Below are 15,544 nucleotides of genomic sequence, written 5' to 3' on the forward strand. Positions count from 1 at the left end.
TGGCGCTGGAAGCAGCGCCAGGTTTTTGTTATTTTTTGAAGCTGTCCTTCAAGGACACGCTGCGGTTGAACACCAGATGGCCTGGCTTGGAGTCCTTGCTGTCCAGGCAGAAGTAGCCCAGGCGCATGAACTGGAAGCTGGCGGGAGCCGCGGCGTCCTTCAGGCCCGCCTCCACCTTGCAGCCAGTGAGGACCTCCAGAGAGTTGGGATTCAGACACTCCAGAAAGTCCTTGTCCGCCGCGTCAGGCGCCGCATCCAGAAACAGATCGTCATACAGCCGCACCTCGGCGTCCACGGCGGTGGCGGCGTCGACCCAATGGATGGTGGCGCCCTTCACCTTCCGGCCGTCGGCAGGGTCGCCGCCCCGGCTGTCAGGGTCGTACTCGGCGGCGATCTCCGTCACATGTCCCGCCTCGTCGGTCTCGTAGCCCACGCATTTGATGAGATACGCGCCCTTCAAACGGCACTCCGGACCATTGGGATACAGCCGCTTGTACTTGGGGACCGGCTCCGGCAGGAAGTCGTCGGCTTCCACCCACAGCTCTCGGGAGAAGCTGACCTCCCGGGTCCCGGCAGCGGGGTCCAGGGGATTGTTCTCCACAGTCAGGGTCTCGTGCTTGTCCGCCGGATAGTTGGTGATGACCAGCTTCACGGGCCGGGTGACGGCCATGATACGGGGAGCCGTCTCGTTCAGGTCCTCCCGCAGGCAGTGCTCCAGGAAGCCGTATTCCACCACATTGGCGGATTTAGCCACGCCGATCCGCTCGCAGAAGTTCCGGATGGACTTGGGGGTATAGCCACGGCGGCGCAGGCCGCAGAGAGTCGGCATCCGGGGATCGTCCCAGCCGGAGACTTTGCCGCCCTCCACCAATGCCCGCAGCTTCCGCTTGCTCATGACGGTGTGGTCGATGCCCAGGCGGGCAAACTCGATCTGCCGGGGCTTGGCAGGCAGGTCACAGTGCTCCACGACCCAGTTGTACAGGGGCCGGTGGGCCTCAAACTCCAGGGAGCACAGGCTGTGGGTGATGCCCTCCAGCGCGTCCTGGATAGGGTGGGCAAAGTCGTACATGGGATAGATGCACCACTGGTTCCCATAGCGGTGGTGGGGCATATGGTTAATGCGGTAGATCACCGGGTCCCGCATGTTGAAGTTGCCGCTGGCCAGGTCGATCTTGGCCCGCAGGGTCATGGCGCCGTTGGGGAACTCCCCTGCCCGCATCCGGGCGAAGAGGTCCAAACTCTCCTCGATGGGACGGTCCCGGTAAGGAGAGGTGGCAGGCACGCCGATATCGCCCCGGTGGGCCTTGAACTCCTCGGGGCTCAGCTCGCAGACATAGGCCAGCCCCTTCTTGATGAGGCCCACCGCCTGGCGGTAGTCTTCCTCAAAATAGTCGGAGCCGTAGAAGAACCGGTCCCCCCAGTCGAAGCCCAGCCAGTGGATGTCCTCCTTGATGGCCTCCACGAACTCCTCGTCCTCCTTGGTGGGGTTGGTGTCGTCCATCCGCAGGTTGCACAGGCCGCCGTACTTCTCAGCCGTGCCGAAGTCGATGGTCAGGGCCTTGCAGTGGCCAATATGCAGATAGCCGTTTGGCTCCGGGGGAAACCGGGTATGGACCGTCATGCCCTCGAACTGTCCGCCAGGGGCGAAGTCCTCTTCGATAAACGCATGGATAAAGTTCCGGCTCTCCGCCGGTTCCTCCTGCATAGTCTTGATCTCATCTGCCATGGGTATTTGTCCTCCCTGTGCAAGTTTTCAGCATAGAATCATATTATACAGAATTCCGCTGTAAATTGCAAGGAAAATCCCCCGGCATTACGCCGAAAGCCAGTCCTCCACCACATCCCGCGCCGCCGCAGGCGTCACCCGGCCCCGGATCATCCGGTTCAGCAGCGTCTGGACGCCGTTTCGGGAGGGCGCGATGGCAGGCACCTCCTCCCGCTCCCCGGCACGCTCCACCATAACGCCGTACTCCCACCTGCCACGCATGTCCTGTTCTGTCAGCAGATAATAGCGCACCGCCGCGCCGCGGCACCAGATCCTTCCCATCAATCGTCTCCGCAACTCTCTTACCTCCCAATATGATCCTCTCCGCAAGGCGATCAGCGGCCGCAGCCGCCGGAATTGGATGCAGTATATCATCTCTTGTCCGTAAAATTTGTCGAATCCTGTCGAATCATCCGGGAAAGCATCATCAGCGCCTCTCTGTTTCTCTTTCAGCCGGAAAGCCGCTTTTTTGGAAAAAGAAAAAACCGGCATAGCCTGAGCGATGCCGGCCCTTTGTGTTTTGATGATACCCGCGCCCCACAAGCGGCGATTATGGAATGGTCTCCATCTCCCGCCGCAGCGTCTCCAGATCGTACAGCAGGTTCAGTGCCTCCAGCATCCCATTGACGGTGAGATGCTCCGGCAGCTCCAGCCGCTTCAGCAGCGCGCGGCGGCGGGCGGCACTGTCCTGACCGCCTGTAAGGCCCAGGTCGAATAGATCCGCCTTGGTAATGGGGATTTTTTCCGGGGCCTGCGCTTCCGCCTCGTCCAAAAACGTAGCCCCCGCCCGGCGCAGGACCTCCAGCAAAACGTCGGGCCGCATGCCCTCCACGCCCAGCTTCCCCTCTTTGCCCCCATGGCGCTTGCGGCGCTCCTTGCCCTGGATGTCCGGGATGTACGCCTGCTTCACCTGTTCCTTCGGCAGGGCGCCTTTCAGATAATTGCGGATGACAAAGCCCGCGCCATCGCTGTCCGTCAGGACGATGAGGCCCCGGGCCTCCGCCAGCCGCCGGAGAAAAGCCAGCTTTTCTCGATCATTGAATACGGAAAAGCCCCCTAACGTGACGACGGTGGCGTCTACCACCTGAGAGAGGGTGTTTTTATCGTAGCGGCCCTCCACCACGATGACTTCCTTGATCCGCCTCACTTCCGCCGCGCCCCCAGCCGCACCAGCAGCAGCTTCAATTCGCCCACGCTGTCGATGCCCTTTTCGCTCTTCATCCGGCGGTCCAGGGTCTGGCACATCTTCACCGCGTCGGCACACCAATCGGCAGTGGTCCGCCTGGCGGCGCTCAGCAGGAGCTTTGCCGGGTAGTCAGACTTCATGTCCCACAGCTCCATGAGCCAGTATTTGTCGTGACCGCTGTCAATGGCCAGCCGGGCGGTGTAGATGCGCCGGAGCTGGCTGCCCAGGGCCGCCAGGATCATGATCGGCTCCGTCTGCATTTTCAGCAGGTCCCCAAGGATAGACGCCGCCAGATCGTAATTGCCCTGCAAGACCGCGTCGGACAGCTTGAACACCTCCGCCGACAGCACCGGGTCTGCCACTGCGTCGATGTCCTTCTGCGTGATGGCCTTCCCCTTGGCGTAGGCGCCGATCTTGGCGATCTCCGGCACCAGGCCCGTCATCAAACCGCCGCAGGTAAAGATGAGATACTCCGCCGTCTGGCGGTCGATCTCCTTCCCCAACGCCTTGAAGCGCCGGGCGATCCAGGCCACCAGATCACTGCTGTCCGCTGCCCGGAACTCCACCGTTTCCACGTAGTCCGTGATAGCCTTGCACAGCTTTTTCATGGTCTTGTTGGGCTTGTACTCCACCGTATCATAGACGAACACCACACAGGCGTAAGGCGGCACGTCCTCCAAAAAGGCGATCAGCTTTGCCCTCTGCTCCTCGTTCAGCTTGAAAATATCGAAGTCCGTCACCACGATGAGGGTCCGCTCCGTCATCATGGGCATGGCCTCCGCCATCTCCGCCAGACTCTGGACCGTCAGGTCCTTCCCCTCCAGCCTGTGGTAGTTGAATTCTTCAAATCCCGGCGGAATCAGCTTTTTCCGCAGGTCCCCCAGATAATACTCCCGGAGATAGCTCTCCTCCCCGTAAAAAATATAGGCGCAGCCAGGCGTTCCGGCGGACAGGTCCGCCTTCAGCTTTTGAAACGCCGCGCTGCTCTTGGGCGCTTTCTTCCCGTATGCCATGTCAGTCTCCTCGCTTTAATGATAGGTGGATGGTCCCCTGCAGATCCGTACGGTAAACAGCGCAGCCGTGGTCCGCCAGCCGCCGCAGCGTCTCCTCCGCCGGATGTCCATAGCTGTTGCTGCCCACGCTGACGCAGGCCGTCTCCGGCGTCAGGGCTTCCAGCAGCTCGCCGGAGGTAGAGGACTTGGAGCCATGGTGGCCCGCCACCAGCACCTCGATATCCGGCAGCTCGTAAGCCTCCAGCAGCTTTCGCTCCGTAGATGTTTTCATGTCGCCGGTGATGAAGGCGTCCGTCTCTCCGACGGAAGCCAGCAGAGCCAGTCCCCGCTCATTGTCCTCCCCGCCGCCCAGCGGCGGATACGCCGTCAACACCGCCTGGCCCAGCGGCAGTTCCCGCACCTCTGAGAGGACCCATACCTCCGTCCCCCGCGCCTCTGCCGCCGCCAGCACGCCGGCGCCCATGCTCCCCGGCTCCGGGGCCTCCGGCACCACCAGCGCCGTCACCGGGAGCTGTTCCAGGACCCTGGCCGCGCCGCTGATATGGTCGCTGTCATAGTGGGTCAGAATCAGATAGTCCAGCGTCCGGCAGCCCATGGTCCGCAGCTGGTACAGCGCCTTTTTAGCGGGATCGTTCCAGTTGTTGGCGCTGCCGCAGTCCGTCAGGGCATAGTGTCCGCCGGAGGCCAGCAGCACGCTCTGTCCCTGGCCCACATCCAGTACCAGCATATCCAGCGGGTTTTGATACCTGGCCCGGCCCAGATATACCGTCAGCGCCAGCGCCGCCCCGCAGCAGCCGAAAGCCACCGCGAATTTCCGGCGGCTCTTGGGCTTGCAGAGATAAGCCAGCGCAAACAGCAGATAAACGAACAGGAGCCAGTATTTCAAGTAGGGATTGGCTGTGTAGACCGCGTGATAGGGCAGCTTCGCCAGCAGGTGCGCTATGGTCAGGATATACCGGGCGAACACCGCCGGGACGATCCCCAGCAGCCGCCCCAGGGGCGGACAGAGAAAGCTCAGAAACACCGCGATCAATCCGGTGATGAACACCACGCTGGCCGCCCACAGGCACAGCAGATTGCTGATGGGCGACACCAGCACCACCAGGTCAAAATAGTAGGCCGTCAGGGGAATGGTGAACACCAGCGCGCCAGCAGTAGTGGCGATACCAATAGCTATAAAGTGAAACACCTTGCCATGCTTTTCCTGGCACAGCAGGATCTTTCTCAGCTTCGGCGTCAGCCAGAAGATGCCCGCCACGGCGCCGAATGACAATTGCAGGCCGATGGAGGCGGCGGCAAAGGGATTGACCAGCAAAATGAGAAACAGCGCCGTCAGCAGCGATGTGGGGGCGTCGCTCTCCCGCCGGAACAGCGGCGCCGCCAGCAGCAGCACCAGCATCACGCAGGCCCGCACCATGGATGGCCGCGCCCCTGCCAGAAGGGCGTAGCCCGCCAGCAGCACCGCCGTGGTCCCCGCCAGCAGCACCGCCGTGGTCCCCGCCAGCAGGCGGCGGCGGTGGCGGCCGATCAGCCCCCGGAGGAGCAGCAGCAAAAAGCCGCAGTGCATCCCGGACACCGCCAGGATGTGATACATCCCGGCCTCCGAAAGATCCCAGGCGGCCCCGTCGGACAGGACCGTGGTATCCCCTGTCAGGATGGCGGTGAGAAATCCCGCCGCGTCGCCGCCCATCATCCCGGCGATCCGCTCCCGCATGGCCCGGCCCAGCCGGACCGGCCACCACCGGGGCGAGTCCATGTTCCCCCGGCCAAAGGTCAGCTGGTCCCGCGCATAGGCCAGCAGGAACACGCCCTTGGAGGTAAAGACCGACACGCCCTCATCCCGGATGCGGGCGGAGGTCTGGAGCCGCACCGTGCCTCGTATCGTCTGCCCGGGCTGGAGCACCAGCAGCGTTTCGTCGCCGTAGCAGACGGCCTTTCCCGGCAGACCCTGGAGCCTGACCGTGGCCTTGGTGCCGTAAGCAGCCGGCTCGGCGTAGTCCAGCAGCGTCATGGTGACGGCGGTCTCTGCGCCCGCCATGGCCTCCATGGGCCGCTGGACCTGCCGGGCGTAGAGCCAGTTGTAGCCCAGGCCCAGAGCCAGCGCCGCGCCGATCAGCACGCAGCGGCGGCGCTTCTCCCAGGGCAGCCGCAGGGACAGGCAGCCCAGAAGCAGGCACAGGACCGCCGCCGCCAGCTGCCAGCCGCCGGGCAGGAGATACTGGGCCAGAAAAACGCCCAGCGAAAATCCCCCGGCAAAAACCGCCAGCTTTCTCATTTTCCCCTGGGCGGCGTGGGGTCGTCGGTGCGGCCCAGCAGGTAATCCGTGCTGACCTTGTAAAAGTCGGCCAGCTTAATAACTGCTTCTACCGGAATCGCACGTGTTCCCTTTTCGTAGCGGCGATACACAGTCGGGTCCATGCCCAGATATTCAGCAACCACTTTCTGCTTGATGTCATGATCTTCACGCAATTCATAAATTCTGCGAAAATACAACCCGATCACCTCAAGTTGAGGTTACCATTTGGTTGCTTTTATATGCGGAAAGCAAACTATTTGGTTTGCTTTCTGTCATGATACCACATGAAAAGCAAAAAATCCAGCGTTTCAGCCGGATTTTTAAAACCACCTATACAGTACAGATTTGTGGGTCCGGGCGTTACCGCTTCATCTATTCATCAGGACGGATGATACCCCCAGTGGACAAAGGGCAACACCCCTGCGCCCTCTTTTTCCAACGGGGTCCATACCGCCAATTTACTTTCTTTACGCCTTCTCTGCTTGACGCGGTACCGCGCTTGGATTATGATAGAAAAAACGGCGATCCGCCGTCATTTTGAAAGGAGCAATCTTATGAAGCGTTTTCTGACCCTCCTGTTCACCGCACTGCTGCTGAGCGCTGCGCTGTGCGTGACCGCTTCCGCCTCCGATTTTGATGGGGCGGCGGAGGACCTGTCCGCCATCGGCATGTTCCGGGGCACCGCCAGCGGCTTCGAGCTGGACCGCGCTCCGACCCGCAGCGAGGCCGCCATCATGCTGGTGCGGCTCTATGGCGCTGAAGAGGAAGCCAAGGCCGCCTTTGAGGCCGGAGAGATCAAGCACCCCTTCACCGACGTCAGCGAGTTCACCTCCCCCTATGTGGCGTGGCTCTATACCAAGGGCATCGCCAACGGCACCACTGCCGATACCTTCGGCTCCGCGGGCAAGTGCAGCCTCCAGAACTACGCCGTTTTCCTGCTGCGCGCTCTGGGCTACAAGGACGGCACAGACTTCCAGTACGCCGACGCTCTGACCTTTGCCCAGGAAAAGGGCTTCTGTGATCCCACGATGTTCCCCGGCGAGTTCCTGCGGGACGACCTGGCGGGCCTCACCTATCAGGCCCTGGCCGCCGACATGTCGGATGGCAAGACATACCTGCTGGACAGCCTGGTGAAGGCCGGCGCCATCGACGCCAAGGCCGCCCAGCCCATGACCGACAAAATCACCGCTTACCGGGCCATGCAGGACGCCATGGCTGAGATGGACCAGAACGCCATGGATGTGGATATCGACATGAACATGGACATGACCATGGCCGGTGTGAAGGTCCCCTCCAAGACTGCCGGCAGCATGAAGGTGCTGGTGGAGGACAAGGATATCCAGATGGCCTGCACCATGAATACCGCCGTGGAGGGCGAGACCATGGACATCGGCATGTGGCTGAAGGACGGCTGGATGTATATGTCCATGGGCAGCGGTGAAGAGTCCACCAGCGTCAAATATCCCGTGGAGGACCAATTGGCTGCTGTGGACGAGATCCAGATCGTGGATGTGGACGCCATGAATGTCAGCGGCCTTGCCATGATCGACTCCATCACCGCCAAGAAATCCGGCAGCGACACCGTGTACACCGTAGTCATCGGGGACGGCATGGGCGGCATGATGGACAGCCTGGCCTCCGCTGTGACGGCGGAGGAGGATACCGCCAGCGTGGCCCTGGACATCGGCAAGATCACCGCCGACTATACCGTCGGCTCCAACGGCAAGCTGAAGTCCGTCGCCATGGTGTTCTCCGCTTCCATGAAAATGACGGTGCCCGGCGAGGACGGCAAGCCCGTCTCTATGGACGTGGCATACGACTACGACATGACCATGAAGGTCAACGCCCTGGGCAAGGACGTGAAGATCACCTATCCCGACTTCTCCAAGTTCCAGGAGGTCGATCCCAACAGCTTGAACGCTGCCTGATTCGTTTCCACAAAAAACAGCGCCTCGACTGAGGCGCTGTTTTTTGTGCACGTATGTCTTTCCCGCCCCCCACTCGCGGCAAAACCCAGCAAAGCGGATTTGCCGCGAAAGCGAGGCGCAAGGAAGCGAACGCAGTTTTCACCACCGGGCAAAAACGAAGGGACTCTGCGGCGAGCTCAGCCCGGGGGCCAGGTCATATCCCGGCCGGACAGGACGTGGAAGTGCAGGTGCGGCACGCTCTGGCCCGCCTGTTCGCCGATGTTGGACACCACACGGTAGCTCTCGATGCCCATCTCGGCGGTGATCTTGGCGATGACCTCAAAGATGTGGGCCACCACGGCGCTGTTCCCGGCGTTGACGCCGGAGACAGAGGCGATGTGCTCCTTGGGGATCACCAGGAAGTGGGTCGGAGCCTGGGGGGCGATGTCATTGAAGGCATAGCACAGCTCGTCCTCGTAGACCTTGCTGCTGGGGATCTCCCCGGCGATGATCTTGCAGAATAAGCAATCAGACATGGTTCAAACCTCCTTTTTTATAAAGTATTTTTCCTTTACAGATATTGATGCTGCTGGCAAGTATGCTTCTGTGCTCTGGGAACAGGCTCAGGATCCCCGCTCCAGTCCCAGCACGTCATAGTACTCGTCGGAAAAGGTCAGACAGGCGGGATCAAAGGCCCTTTGCAGTGTCTTGACCTTCTCGTAGGGGTCGGCTGGCTCCAGGCCAAAGGCGGCGGACACCGCCTCCAGCGCCGCTGCCTTCTGCGCAAGGAACGCCTCACAGCCGTCCCAATGGGCCCCGGCGTCCTCCCGCAGGAGCTGGCGGAACCGCTCTTCAGTCATCCAGTAGATCTGCGACAGGGGATTGGCGTCCCGGCAGAACAGCACAAAGGACAGGAACTGCCGGAAGCTCTCCGCCACTGGAAGGACATAACGCCCTTCTTCCATAGCCATGGGGTCCACGCAGAATACCCGCTCGTCCCCCGGCAGGAGGACGAAGTGCACGCCGTCACAGCCGATCCAGCCGATATACTCTGCCCCCACCGGAGTACAGAAATAGGCCGCGTTCTCCACCTGTGCCAGACCAATGGCGGAAAAGTCGATATCCAGCGCAAAAAAGCGCTTCAGATCCTCCCGGCCGGCCATTTCAGCTCAGTTTGGACGCCACGAAATCGTCCACGCTGGCCAGCGCGTCGTCCAGCTTCAAAAGGTCGCTGCCGCCGCCCATGGCGCTGTCGGGCTTGCCGCCGCCTTTGCCGCCGCAGATGGCGCAGACATTCTTCACCAGCTCGCCGGCCTTGACGCCCTTCTTCACAGCCTCGGGGCCGCAGACGGCCAGGAAGGTGATCTTCCCGCCGTTGACGGAGGCCAGCACCGCCACGGCGGCAGGCTCCTTGTCCCGCAGGAAGTCGCCCATCTGCCGCAGGGCATTTGCGTCCATGCCGTTCCTGGTGGCGGTGAGGACCTTCAAGCCGCCCAGGTCCTTGGCGCTCATCAGGAACTGCCGGGCCTCGCCCAGGGAGGCCTCCGCCTTGAACTTGTCCAGGGCGTGACGCAGCTCCTTCATCTCATTCATCTGCTGCTCGATGCGGTTTTCCAGCTCACCGGGATTGGTCTTGAGCATCTGTGCCGCATGGAACAGCACCTGCTGGTTGCGGTTCACGGTCTCCAGTGTCAGTCTGCCCACGGTGGCCTCGATGCGGCGCACGCCGGAGGCCACGGAGGCCTCGCTCTTGATGCGGAAGGGACCGGCCTTGGCGGTGTTGTCCAGGTGAGTTCCGCCGCAGAACTCCATAGAGAAGTCGCCCATCTCCACCACACGGACGACGTCGCCGTACTTCTCGCCGAACATGGCCACAGCGCCTTTCTTCTTGGCCTCCTCGATGGGCAGGACCTCCGTCACCACAGGCATGCCCTCCAGGATAGCGTCGTTGACGATGCGGTCGATCTCGCTGAGCTGGTCCGGGGTGATAGCCTCGAAGTGGGTAAAGTCAAAGCGCAGGCGGTCCGGCTCCACCAGAGAGCCAGCCTGATGAACGTGGCCGCCCAGGACCTTCTTCAGGGCGGCGTCCAGCAGATGGGTCGCGCTGTGGGCGCGCATGATGGCCCTGCGGCGCTCCATGTCGATGGCAGCGGTGACGGTATCGCCCACCTTCAGTTCACCGGAGACCACCTTGCCGTAGTGCATGAACTTTCCGCCCTTGTTCTTCTGGACGTTGGTCACTTCAAACTTTGCGCCGCTCTTGGCGGTGATGATACCGTGGTCGGCCACCTGGCCGCCCATCTCGGCATAGAAGGGGGTCTGGTCCAGCACCAGAATAGCGTCGGCGCCGGAGACTACCTCGTCCCGCAGTTCCTCTTCCGCCACGATGGCCAAGATCCTGCCCTGGGCCTCGCTGTGGTCGTAGCCCACAAACTCCGTGGCAGGCATCTCGCTGCCGAACTCAATGCCGGCCCAGCCCAGGTCGCCCAGGGCCTCCCGGGCCTTCCGGGCGCGGACGCGCTGGGCCTCCATCTCCCTGTCGAAGCCCTCCCGGTCCAATGTCATGCCCTCGTCGTCCACCATCTCGGCGGTCAGGTCGATGGGGAAACCGTAGGTGTCATACAGCTTGAAGGCGTCGGCGCCGGAGAACTGGGTCTCGCCCTTGGCCTTGTGGGCCGCCAGCAGGTCGGAGAAGATCTTCATGCCGCCGTCGATGGTCTTGGCGAAGTTCTCTTCCTCGGTGCGGACCACCTTGGTGATATAGCCCTGCTTCTCCCGCAGGTCGGGATAGGCGCACTCGTTCTCATGGATGACGGTGTCCACCACCTCGAACAGGAAGGGCTTGTCGATCCCCAGCAGCTTTCCGTGGCGGGCGGCCCGGCGCAGCAGGCGGCGCAGGACGTAGCCCCGGCCCTCGTTGCTGGGCAGAACGCCGTCGCAGATCATCATGACGGAGGAACGGATATGGTCGGTGATGACCCGCAGGCTCACGTCGGTCTTGTGGCTCTCGCCATAGTGGGCGCCGGTGATCTCACTGACCTTATTGGTGATATTCATCACAGTGTCCACATCGAACAGGGAGTTCACGTTCTGGCACACACAGGCCAGCCGCTCCAGACCCATGCCGGTGTCGATGTTCTTGTTTTTCATCTCCTCATAATGGCCCTCGCCATCGTTGACAAACTGGGAGAAAACGTTGTTCCAGACCTCGATATAGCGGTCACAGTCGCAGCCCACAGTACAGCCGGGCTTGCCGCAGCCATGCTCGGGGCCGCGGTCATAGTACACCTCAGAGCAGGGTCCGCAGGGACCGGCGCCGTGCTCCCAGAAGTTGTCCTCCTTGCCGAAGCGGAAAATGCGCTCGGCGGGGATGCCGATGTCCTTGTTCCAGATCTCGAAGGCCTCGTCGTCATCCAGGTAGATGGAGGGATACAGGCGGTCGGCCTCCAGACCCACCACCTTGGTCAAAAATTCCCAGCAGAAGGGGATGGCCTCCTTCTTGAAGTAGTCGCCGAAAGAGAAGTTGCCCAGCATCTCAAAATAGGTGCCGTGGCGGTCGGTCTTGCCGATGTTCTCGATGTCGCCGGTGCGGATGCACTTCTGGCAGGTGGTGACGCGGTTGCGGGGAGGCTCTTCCTCCCGGGTGAACCAGGTCTTCATGGGAGCCATGCCGCTGTTGATCAGCAGCAGGGATTTGTCGTTCTGGGGGATCAGCGAGAAGCTGGGCAGCCGCAGGTGGCCCTTGCTCTCGAAGTAGCTGAGGAACATCTCCCGAAGTTCGTTCAGCCCGTAATAGGGATGTGCCATGGTGTTTCTCCTCCTATGTTGTCATAGATTTATTTGGTCATATCAAAAAAGCCTCCGCCCCGGATTTAGGGGCGAAGGCTTGCTTCACGGTACCACCCTAATTATCTTTCCCAAGGAAAGCATCTTAGTCATCCTGTAACGGGGATGGGCCGTTCCGCTCGTCACGGACTGCTCCAAAGCGGCTGCTGGGCGGCGTGGACAAGGGGCTTGCACCGTCTCCCCTCTCGCTTCCGTCTGTTTCGCCAAGCTGACTTTTTCACAGCGTTTACTTATTGAACGAAAATATTATATCCTTTTTGTGCCGTTTGTCAAGACGGGTCCTGCTTTTTTTCGCTCTTTTTCCGCCGGGACTTCTTTTTCAGCACACACTCTCCGGTCTTGGCGCACTCCCCGCATCCAATGCAGGAGGTCGCGCCGCTTTCGTGGTTCTGGATCTTATAGACGAACACGATGGCGGCTCCCAATCCCAGCGCCAGAATGATCCATGTATACCAGGCCATATTCCCGTCCTCCCTTTTTTAGTTATTATAATATTACCAGAAAAAGGTCCCGTCTGTCAGTGGCATCTGCAACAGGCGCAGTCCCAGCAGCGGCAGCAGTTCCTCCGCCTGTCCCGGCAGGTCCGGCAGCGGGAATTCCTGTGGCTCCACCACTGCCCCATCGGGTCTTGGCAGCGTCCGCTGAACGCATAGCACGGGTTCCCGGAGACTGGACAGAGTGATGCTGTCCCGGGCTGAGAGGCCATAGGTCACCACTCGCTCCGCCGCCAGCAGGGACAGCATCTCCCGGGGACAATCTCCCGGCACCAGCAGGACCTGGCACCGGACCGGCTCCGCCAGCAGACGCCGGACGCCGGAGACTGTCAGGGCCAACAGAGGCCATTCTCGCCCGCTCAGCTCCGCCGGCTCCGTCAGCCGGAGAATGCCCTCCGGCAGCGGCCATTCCGCCGGACAGGCAAAGATCGCGCCCTCCATATGCAACACCTCCCGGCTAGTTTCTGCCGTCCGGGGATTTCCATGCAAATTTCCACTCGTCTTTTTTCCGCCGGCGTGTTATACTGTTTCTCAGAATCAAAGGATCCGAGGTGAAGCGCCTTGCATATCTGGGCACATTTCAAAACCGTACACCGCCATCGGACATTGGTGCGGAAATACTGCTTCCGTCTGGGCCTTTACTGGCAGGGACTGACCCACGACCTGTCCAAATACGCCCCGGTGGAGTTTCTGGCGGGAGCAAAATACTTTCAGGGCGACCACAGCCCCAACGACGCGCAGCGGAAGGAATTTGGATACAGCGCTTCCTGGATGCACCACAAGGGCCGCAACCGCCACCACTTCGAATTTTGGACGGATTACGGCGCCAACGGCGAGGGCATCATCGGCGTGGAGATGCCGAAAAAATATGTGGCGGAAATGTTCTGTGACCGTCTGGCGGCCAGCAAAGTATACCGGGGCAAGGATTTCGACCCCGGAGACCCCTACAAATTCTTTCTGCGGGGCAAGAGCAAGCGGCTGCTGATCCACCCCAACACCTCCGATCTGCTGGAAAGCATCCTCATCAAGCTCCGTGACGAGGGCGAGGACGCCGCGTTTGAATATGTGCGGCATGAGGTTCTGGGAAAATGATATGGCCATACGCGGCGCATCACCAGCTCCAAGGCGGGCCGGGGGGGCGCCGCGTATATTTTTTCTATTTCCTTGCAGCAATTCCGCCTTCTGGACAGTATTCCCCATAGAAGGATGTGATCACATGACTGACACCACCGGCGCGGTGGACCGCTGCGGCCAGGCGGTCTACCGGCTGGCCTACGCCCTAACCCGGTCACGGCACGACGCCGACGATGTATTTCAGGAGACCTTTCTCCGCTATCACCGCTCCGCCCCAGCCTTCGCGTCAGCGGAGCACGAGCGGGCCTGGCTGCTGAAGGTCGCCGCCAACTGCGCACGGTCGTCTCTCTCCTCTCCCTGGCGGCGGCGGACCGTGGCGCTGGAGGACGTATACGCCTACCAGGACCCGGAAGCCTCCGCTGTGGACGAGGCACTGGGGCGGCTATCCGCCAAGTACCGGGCCGTTATCCACCTGTTCTATTACGAAGGCTATCAGACGGAGGAGATCGCCCGAATTCTGGGCCGCTCCCCCTCCACAGTCCGGGCGCAGCTGACACGGGCGCGCCAGCAACTGAAAGAATTGCTGAAGGAGGAACTTTGATGTTTTCCGAGACCTACCAAAAAATGAACGAGTCCGTCACTCCCTCTCCGGAGCTGATCCAGCGGACCTTGCAACATGCCCAAAAGCGCCGTCAGCCGCCCCTGCGCCGGACCGCTGCCATTGCCGCCGCCCTGACAGTGCTGCTGGCGACTCCCGCTCTGGCGGCCCGAACGGAGATCGGCTATCAGGCCCTGTACCTGATCGCTCCCGCCGCCGCTCAGTTCTTCCAGCCGGTGCGGATGTCCTGCACGGACAACGGCCTCACCATGGAAGTGGAAGCGGTCCGGGTGGAGGGCGACACCGCCCAAGCCTATATCACGCTCTCCGGCGATGCTGTGGACAAGACCTGCGACCTGTACGACAGCTATGATTTCCACCTCCCCTTTGATCAGGAAGGCCACTGCGAGCAAGTCGCCTATGACGACGCTTCCCATTCCGCCACCTTCCTCTGTACCGTCAAGACCATGAGCGGGCAGGCCATCCCCACCGGCGGGAAAATGACCTTCTCCGTCCGGGAATTTCTCTCCGGAAAGACGGTGCTGAAGGACGCCGTTGTGGACCTGGACCTGGCGGACTATGATGCCGAGGCGGCGACAGCCCCCACCTGGAGCCGTCCCAGCGAAAAAAAGCCCAATGCCTTCTACTGCACCGGCGGAGGCGGCACAGGCGGGCTGGAGAACATCCCCATGCTGCTCCCCGGTGATCCTCTGGCGAATCCGATCCCCAGCATCTCCGTCTCTGCCGCTGGGTATGCGGACGGCCTGTTCCACATTCAGGTCCAGCTGAAAAACCGCATGGAGACCGACGCCCACTGCTTTTTATGGCTGGAGGACAGCGACGGGAACCGTCTGGCCCCCCTGAACGATGTGTATCACACCCGGGGCCAGGGCGCGGAGCAGGAGGATTATCTGGACGCCGTGTTTGACATCTCTCCCGCTGAACTGGAGCACTACACCCTCCACGGCGATTTCATCGCTTCCTCCAAACTGACCCGGGGAAACTGGCGGGTCACCTTCCTGTTGGAAAACACCTTCACGGAGGAAGCGCTGACGGAGATCAGCCAGGGCCACCGCACCGGCAGCTTTGACCGGCAGGATACACTGCTGACCTTCGTCTCCCAGTTGGAACAGCAGGAACAACGGACTATCCGTGGGCCGGAGGGCTACGACTACGCCTTCCAAGAGGACACCGGAGACGCCGCTCTGGCGGTATTCACCTGTCCCGACGGTGCGCAGCTCCAGGTGCGGCTAGAAAAAATCCCCTACGAGGACACAACTGGCCTCTGGCAGGTGACCGCCTACGGCTGGCAGGAAAAAGCAATTGCGTAACATGTGGATGAGAACGCCACGGCCGCTGGCCGTG

The 15,544-nt window shown here is 61.4% G+C and carries 15 protein-coding genes; 4 read left to right on the plus strand and 11 right to left on the minus strand.

From position 1 onward, the window contains the following. Positions 1-28: 28 nt before the first annotated feature. From Q0Z69_RS05700 to Q0Z69_RS05725, 6 genes are all read right to left on the minus strand, one after another. Positions 29-1,726 (minus strand): glutamine--tRNA ligase/YqeY domain fusion protein, encoded by a 1,698-nt coding sequence (locus tag Q0Z69_RS05700; protein WP_298030654.1) that lies wholly within the window; start codon positions 1,724-1,726, stop codon positions 29-31. 87 nt (positions 1,727-1,813) lie between these two features. Then, positions 1,814-2,062 carry a DUF6514 family protein gene (locus tag Q0Z69_RS05705; protein WP_298030657.1) on the minus strand — a complete coding sequence of 83 codons (249 nt, stop codon included), beginning with the start codon at positions 2,060-2,062 and terminating at the stop codon, positions 1,814-1,816. Between the two features lie 253 nt (positions 2,063-2,315). Next, positions 2,316-2,912: a toprim domain-containing protein gene (locus Q0Z69_RS05710; RefSeq protein ID WP_298030660.1), complete on the minus strand. Its 597-nt coding sequence runs from the start codon at positions 2,910-2,912 to the stop codon at positions 2,316-2,318. Further along, positions 2,909-3,964: a DNA polymerase III subunit delta gene (gene holA / locus Q0Z69_RS05715; protein ID WP_298030662.1), complete on the minus strand. Its 1,056-nt coding sequence runs from the start codon at positions 3,962-3,964 to the stop codon at positions 2,909-2,911. The genes Q0Z69_RS05710 and holA overlap by 4 nt, the downstream gene beginning before the upstream one ends. 1 nt (position 3,965) lies before the next feature. Next, the gene (locus Q0Z69_RS05720) at positions 3,966-6,239 is read right to left on the minus strand and encodes a DNA internalization-related competence protein ComEC/Rec2 (RefSeq protein ID WP_298030664.1); all 2,274 of its coding nucleotides are present in this window, start codon (positions 6,237-6,239) and stop codon (positions 3,966-3,968) included. Further along, complete coding sequence (locus Q0Z69_RS05725; RefSeq protein ID WP_298030666.1) at positions 6,236-6,457, minus strand: helix-turn-helix domain-containing protein; 222 nt, start codon at positions 6,455-6,457, stop codon at positions 6,236-6,238. The genes Q0Z69_RS05720 and Q0Z69_RS05725 overlap by 4 nt, the downstream gene beginning before the upstream one ends. A 357-nt stretch (positions 6,458-6,814) precedes the next feature. Here Q0Z69_RS05725 and Q0Z69_RS05730 point away from each other — a divergent pair, with 357 nt between their 5' ends. After that, a complete protein-coding gene (locus Q0Z69_RS05730) occupies positions 6,815-8,188 on the plus strand; it encodes an S-layer homology domain-containing protein (RefSeq protein WP_298030668.1) in 1,374 nt (457 codons plus the stop codon). Between the two features lie 176 nt (positions 8,189-8,364). Here Q0Z69_RS05730 and Q0Z69_RS05735 read toward each other — a convergent pair whose 3' ends face one another. The 5 genes from Q0Z69_RS05735 to Q0Z69_RS05755 all read right to left on the minus strand — a co-directional run bounded on the left by Q0Z69_RS05735 (position 8,365) and on the right by Q0Z69_RS05755 (position 12,948). After that, a complete protein-coding gene (locus Q0Z69_RS05735) occupies positions 8,365-8,703 on the minus strand; it encodes a histidine triad nucleotide-binding protein (protein WP_298030671.1) in 339 nt (112 codons plus the stop codon). Positions 8,704-8,790: 87 nt separating this feature from the next. Next, positions 8,791-9,330 (minus strand): hypothetical protein, encoded by a 540-nt coding sequence (locus Q0Z69_RS05740; RefSeq protein ID WP_298030674.1) that lies wholly within the window; start codon positions 9,328-9,330, stop codon positions 8,791-8,793. A gap of 1 nt (position 9,331) precedes the next feature. Then, positions 9,332-11,974 carry an alanine--tRNA ligase gene (gene alaS, locus Q0Z69_RS05745; RefSeq protein ID WP_298030676.1) on the minus strand — a complete coding sequence of 881 codons (2,643 nt, stop codon included), beginning with the start codon at positions 11,972-11,974 and terminating at the stop codon, positions 9,332-9,334. Between the two features lie 308 nt (positions 11,975-12,282). Beyond that, positions 12,283-12,474, minus strand: coding sequence for a hypothetical protein (locus Q0Z69_RS05750; RefSeq protein ID WP_298030680.1), 192 nt, complete (start codon positions 12,472-12,474; stop codon positions 12,283-12,285). Between the two features lie 33 nt (positions 12,475-12,507). Then, positions 12,508-12,948 (minus strand): hypothetical protein, encoded by a 441-nt coding sequence (locus tag Q0Z69_RS05755; RefSeq protein WP_298030683.1) that lies wholly within the window; start codon positions 12,946-12,948, stop codon positions 12,508-12,510. A gap of 120 nt (positions 12,949-13,068) precedes the next feature. Here Q0Z69_RS05755 and Q0Z69_RS05760 point away from each other — a divergent pair, with 120 nt between their 5' ends. From Q0Z69_RS05760 to Q0Z69_RS05770, 3 genes are all read left to right on the plus strand, one after another. Continuing rightward, positions 13,069-13,599 carry a DUF5662 family protein gene (locus Q0Z69_RS05760; protein WP_298030686.1) on the plus strand — a complete coding sequence of 177 codons (531 nt, stop codon included), beginning with the start codon at positions 13,069-13,071 and terminating at the stop codon, positions 13,597-13,599. 124 nt (positions 13,600-13,723) lie between these two features. Then, a complete protein-coding gene (locus tag Q0Z69_RS05765; protein ID WP_298030689.1) occupies positions 13,724-14,182 on the plus strand; it encodes an RNA polymerase sigma factor in 459 nt (152 codons plus the stop codon). Continuing rightward, on the plus strand, positions 14,182-15,510 hold the full coding sequence (locus Q0Z69_RS05770) for a DUF4179 domain-containing protein (protein WP_298030692.1): 1,329 nt from the start codon (positions 14,182-14,184) through the stop codon (positions 15,508-15,510). Before Q0Z69_RS05765 ends, Q0Z69_RS05770 begins: the two co-directional genes overlap by 1 nt. The last annotated feature ends 34 nt before the right edge of the window (positions 15,511-15,544 follow it).

Origin of the sequence: uncultured Dysosmobacter sp. (assembly GCF_947631165.1) — a bacterium.
Classification (GTDB): Bacteria; Bacillota; Clostridia; order Oscillospirales; family Oscillospiraceae; genus Oscillibacter.

What these genes read in the sequence shown, in the direction of transcription:
- Q0Z69_RS05700 (WP_298030654.1), bottom strand. Translation starts at nt 1,726, where the DNA reads ATGGCAGATGAGATCAAGACTATGCAGGAGGAACCGGCGGAGAGCCGG.
- holA (WP_298030662.1), bottom strand. Translation starts at nt 3,964, where the DNA reads ATGGCATACGGGAAGAAAGCGCCCAAGAGCAGCGCGGCGTTTCAAAAG.
- Q0Z69_RS05720 (WP_298030664.1), bottom strand. Translation starts at nt 6,239, where the DNA reads ATGAGAAAGCTGGCGGTTTTTGCCGGGGGATTTTCGCTGGGCGTTTTT.
- Q0Z69_RS05730 (WP_298030668.1), top strand. Translation starts at nt 6,815, where the DNA reads ATGAAGCGTTTTCTGACCCTCCTGTTCACCGCACTGCTGCTGAGCGCT.
- Q0Z69_RS05735 (WP_298030671.1), bottom strand. Translation starts at nt 8,703, where the DNA reads ATGTCTGATTGCTTATTCTGCAAGATCATCGCCGGGGAGATCCCCAGC.
- Q0Z69_RS05740 (WP_298030674.1), bottom strand. Translation starts at nt 9,330, where the DNA reads ATGGCCGGCCGGGAGGATCTGAAGCGCTTTTTTGCGCTGGATATCGAC.
- alaS (WP_298030676.1), bottom strand. Translation starts at nt 11,974, where the DNA reads ATGGCACATCCCTATTACGGGCTGAACGAACTTCGGGAGATGTTCCTC.
- Q0Z69_RS05750 (WP_298030680.1), bottom strand. Translation starts at nt 12,474, where the DNA reads ATGGCCTGGTATACATGGATCATTCTGGCGCTGGGATTGGGAGCCGCC.
- Q0Z69_RS05755 (WP_298030683.1), bottom strand. Translation starts at nt 12,948, where the DNA reads ATGGAGGGCGCGATCTTTGCCTGTCCGGCGGAATGGCCGCTGCCGGAG.
- Q0Z69_RS05765 (WP_298030689.1), top strand. Translation starts at nt 13,724, where the DNA reads ATGACTGACACCACCGGCGCGGTGGACCGCTGCGGCCAGGCGGTCTAC.
- Q0Z69_RS05770 (WP_298030692.1), top strand. Translation starts at nt 14,182, where the DNA reads ATGTTTTCCGAGACCTACCAAAAAATGAACGAGTCCGTCACTCCCTCT.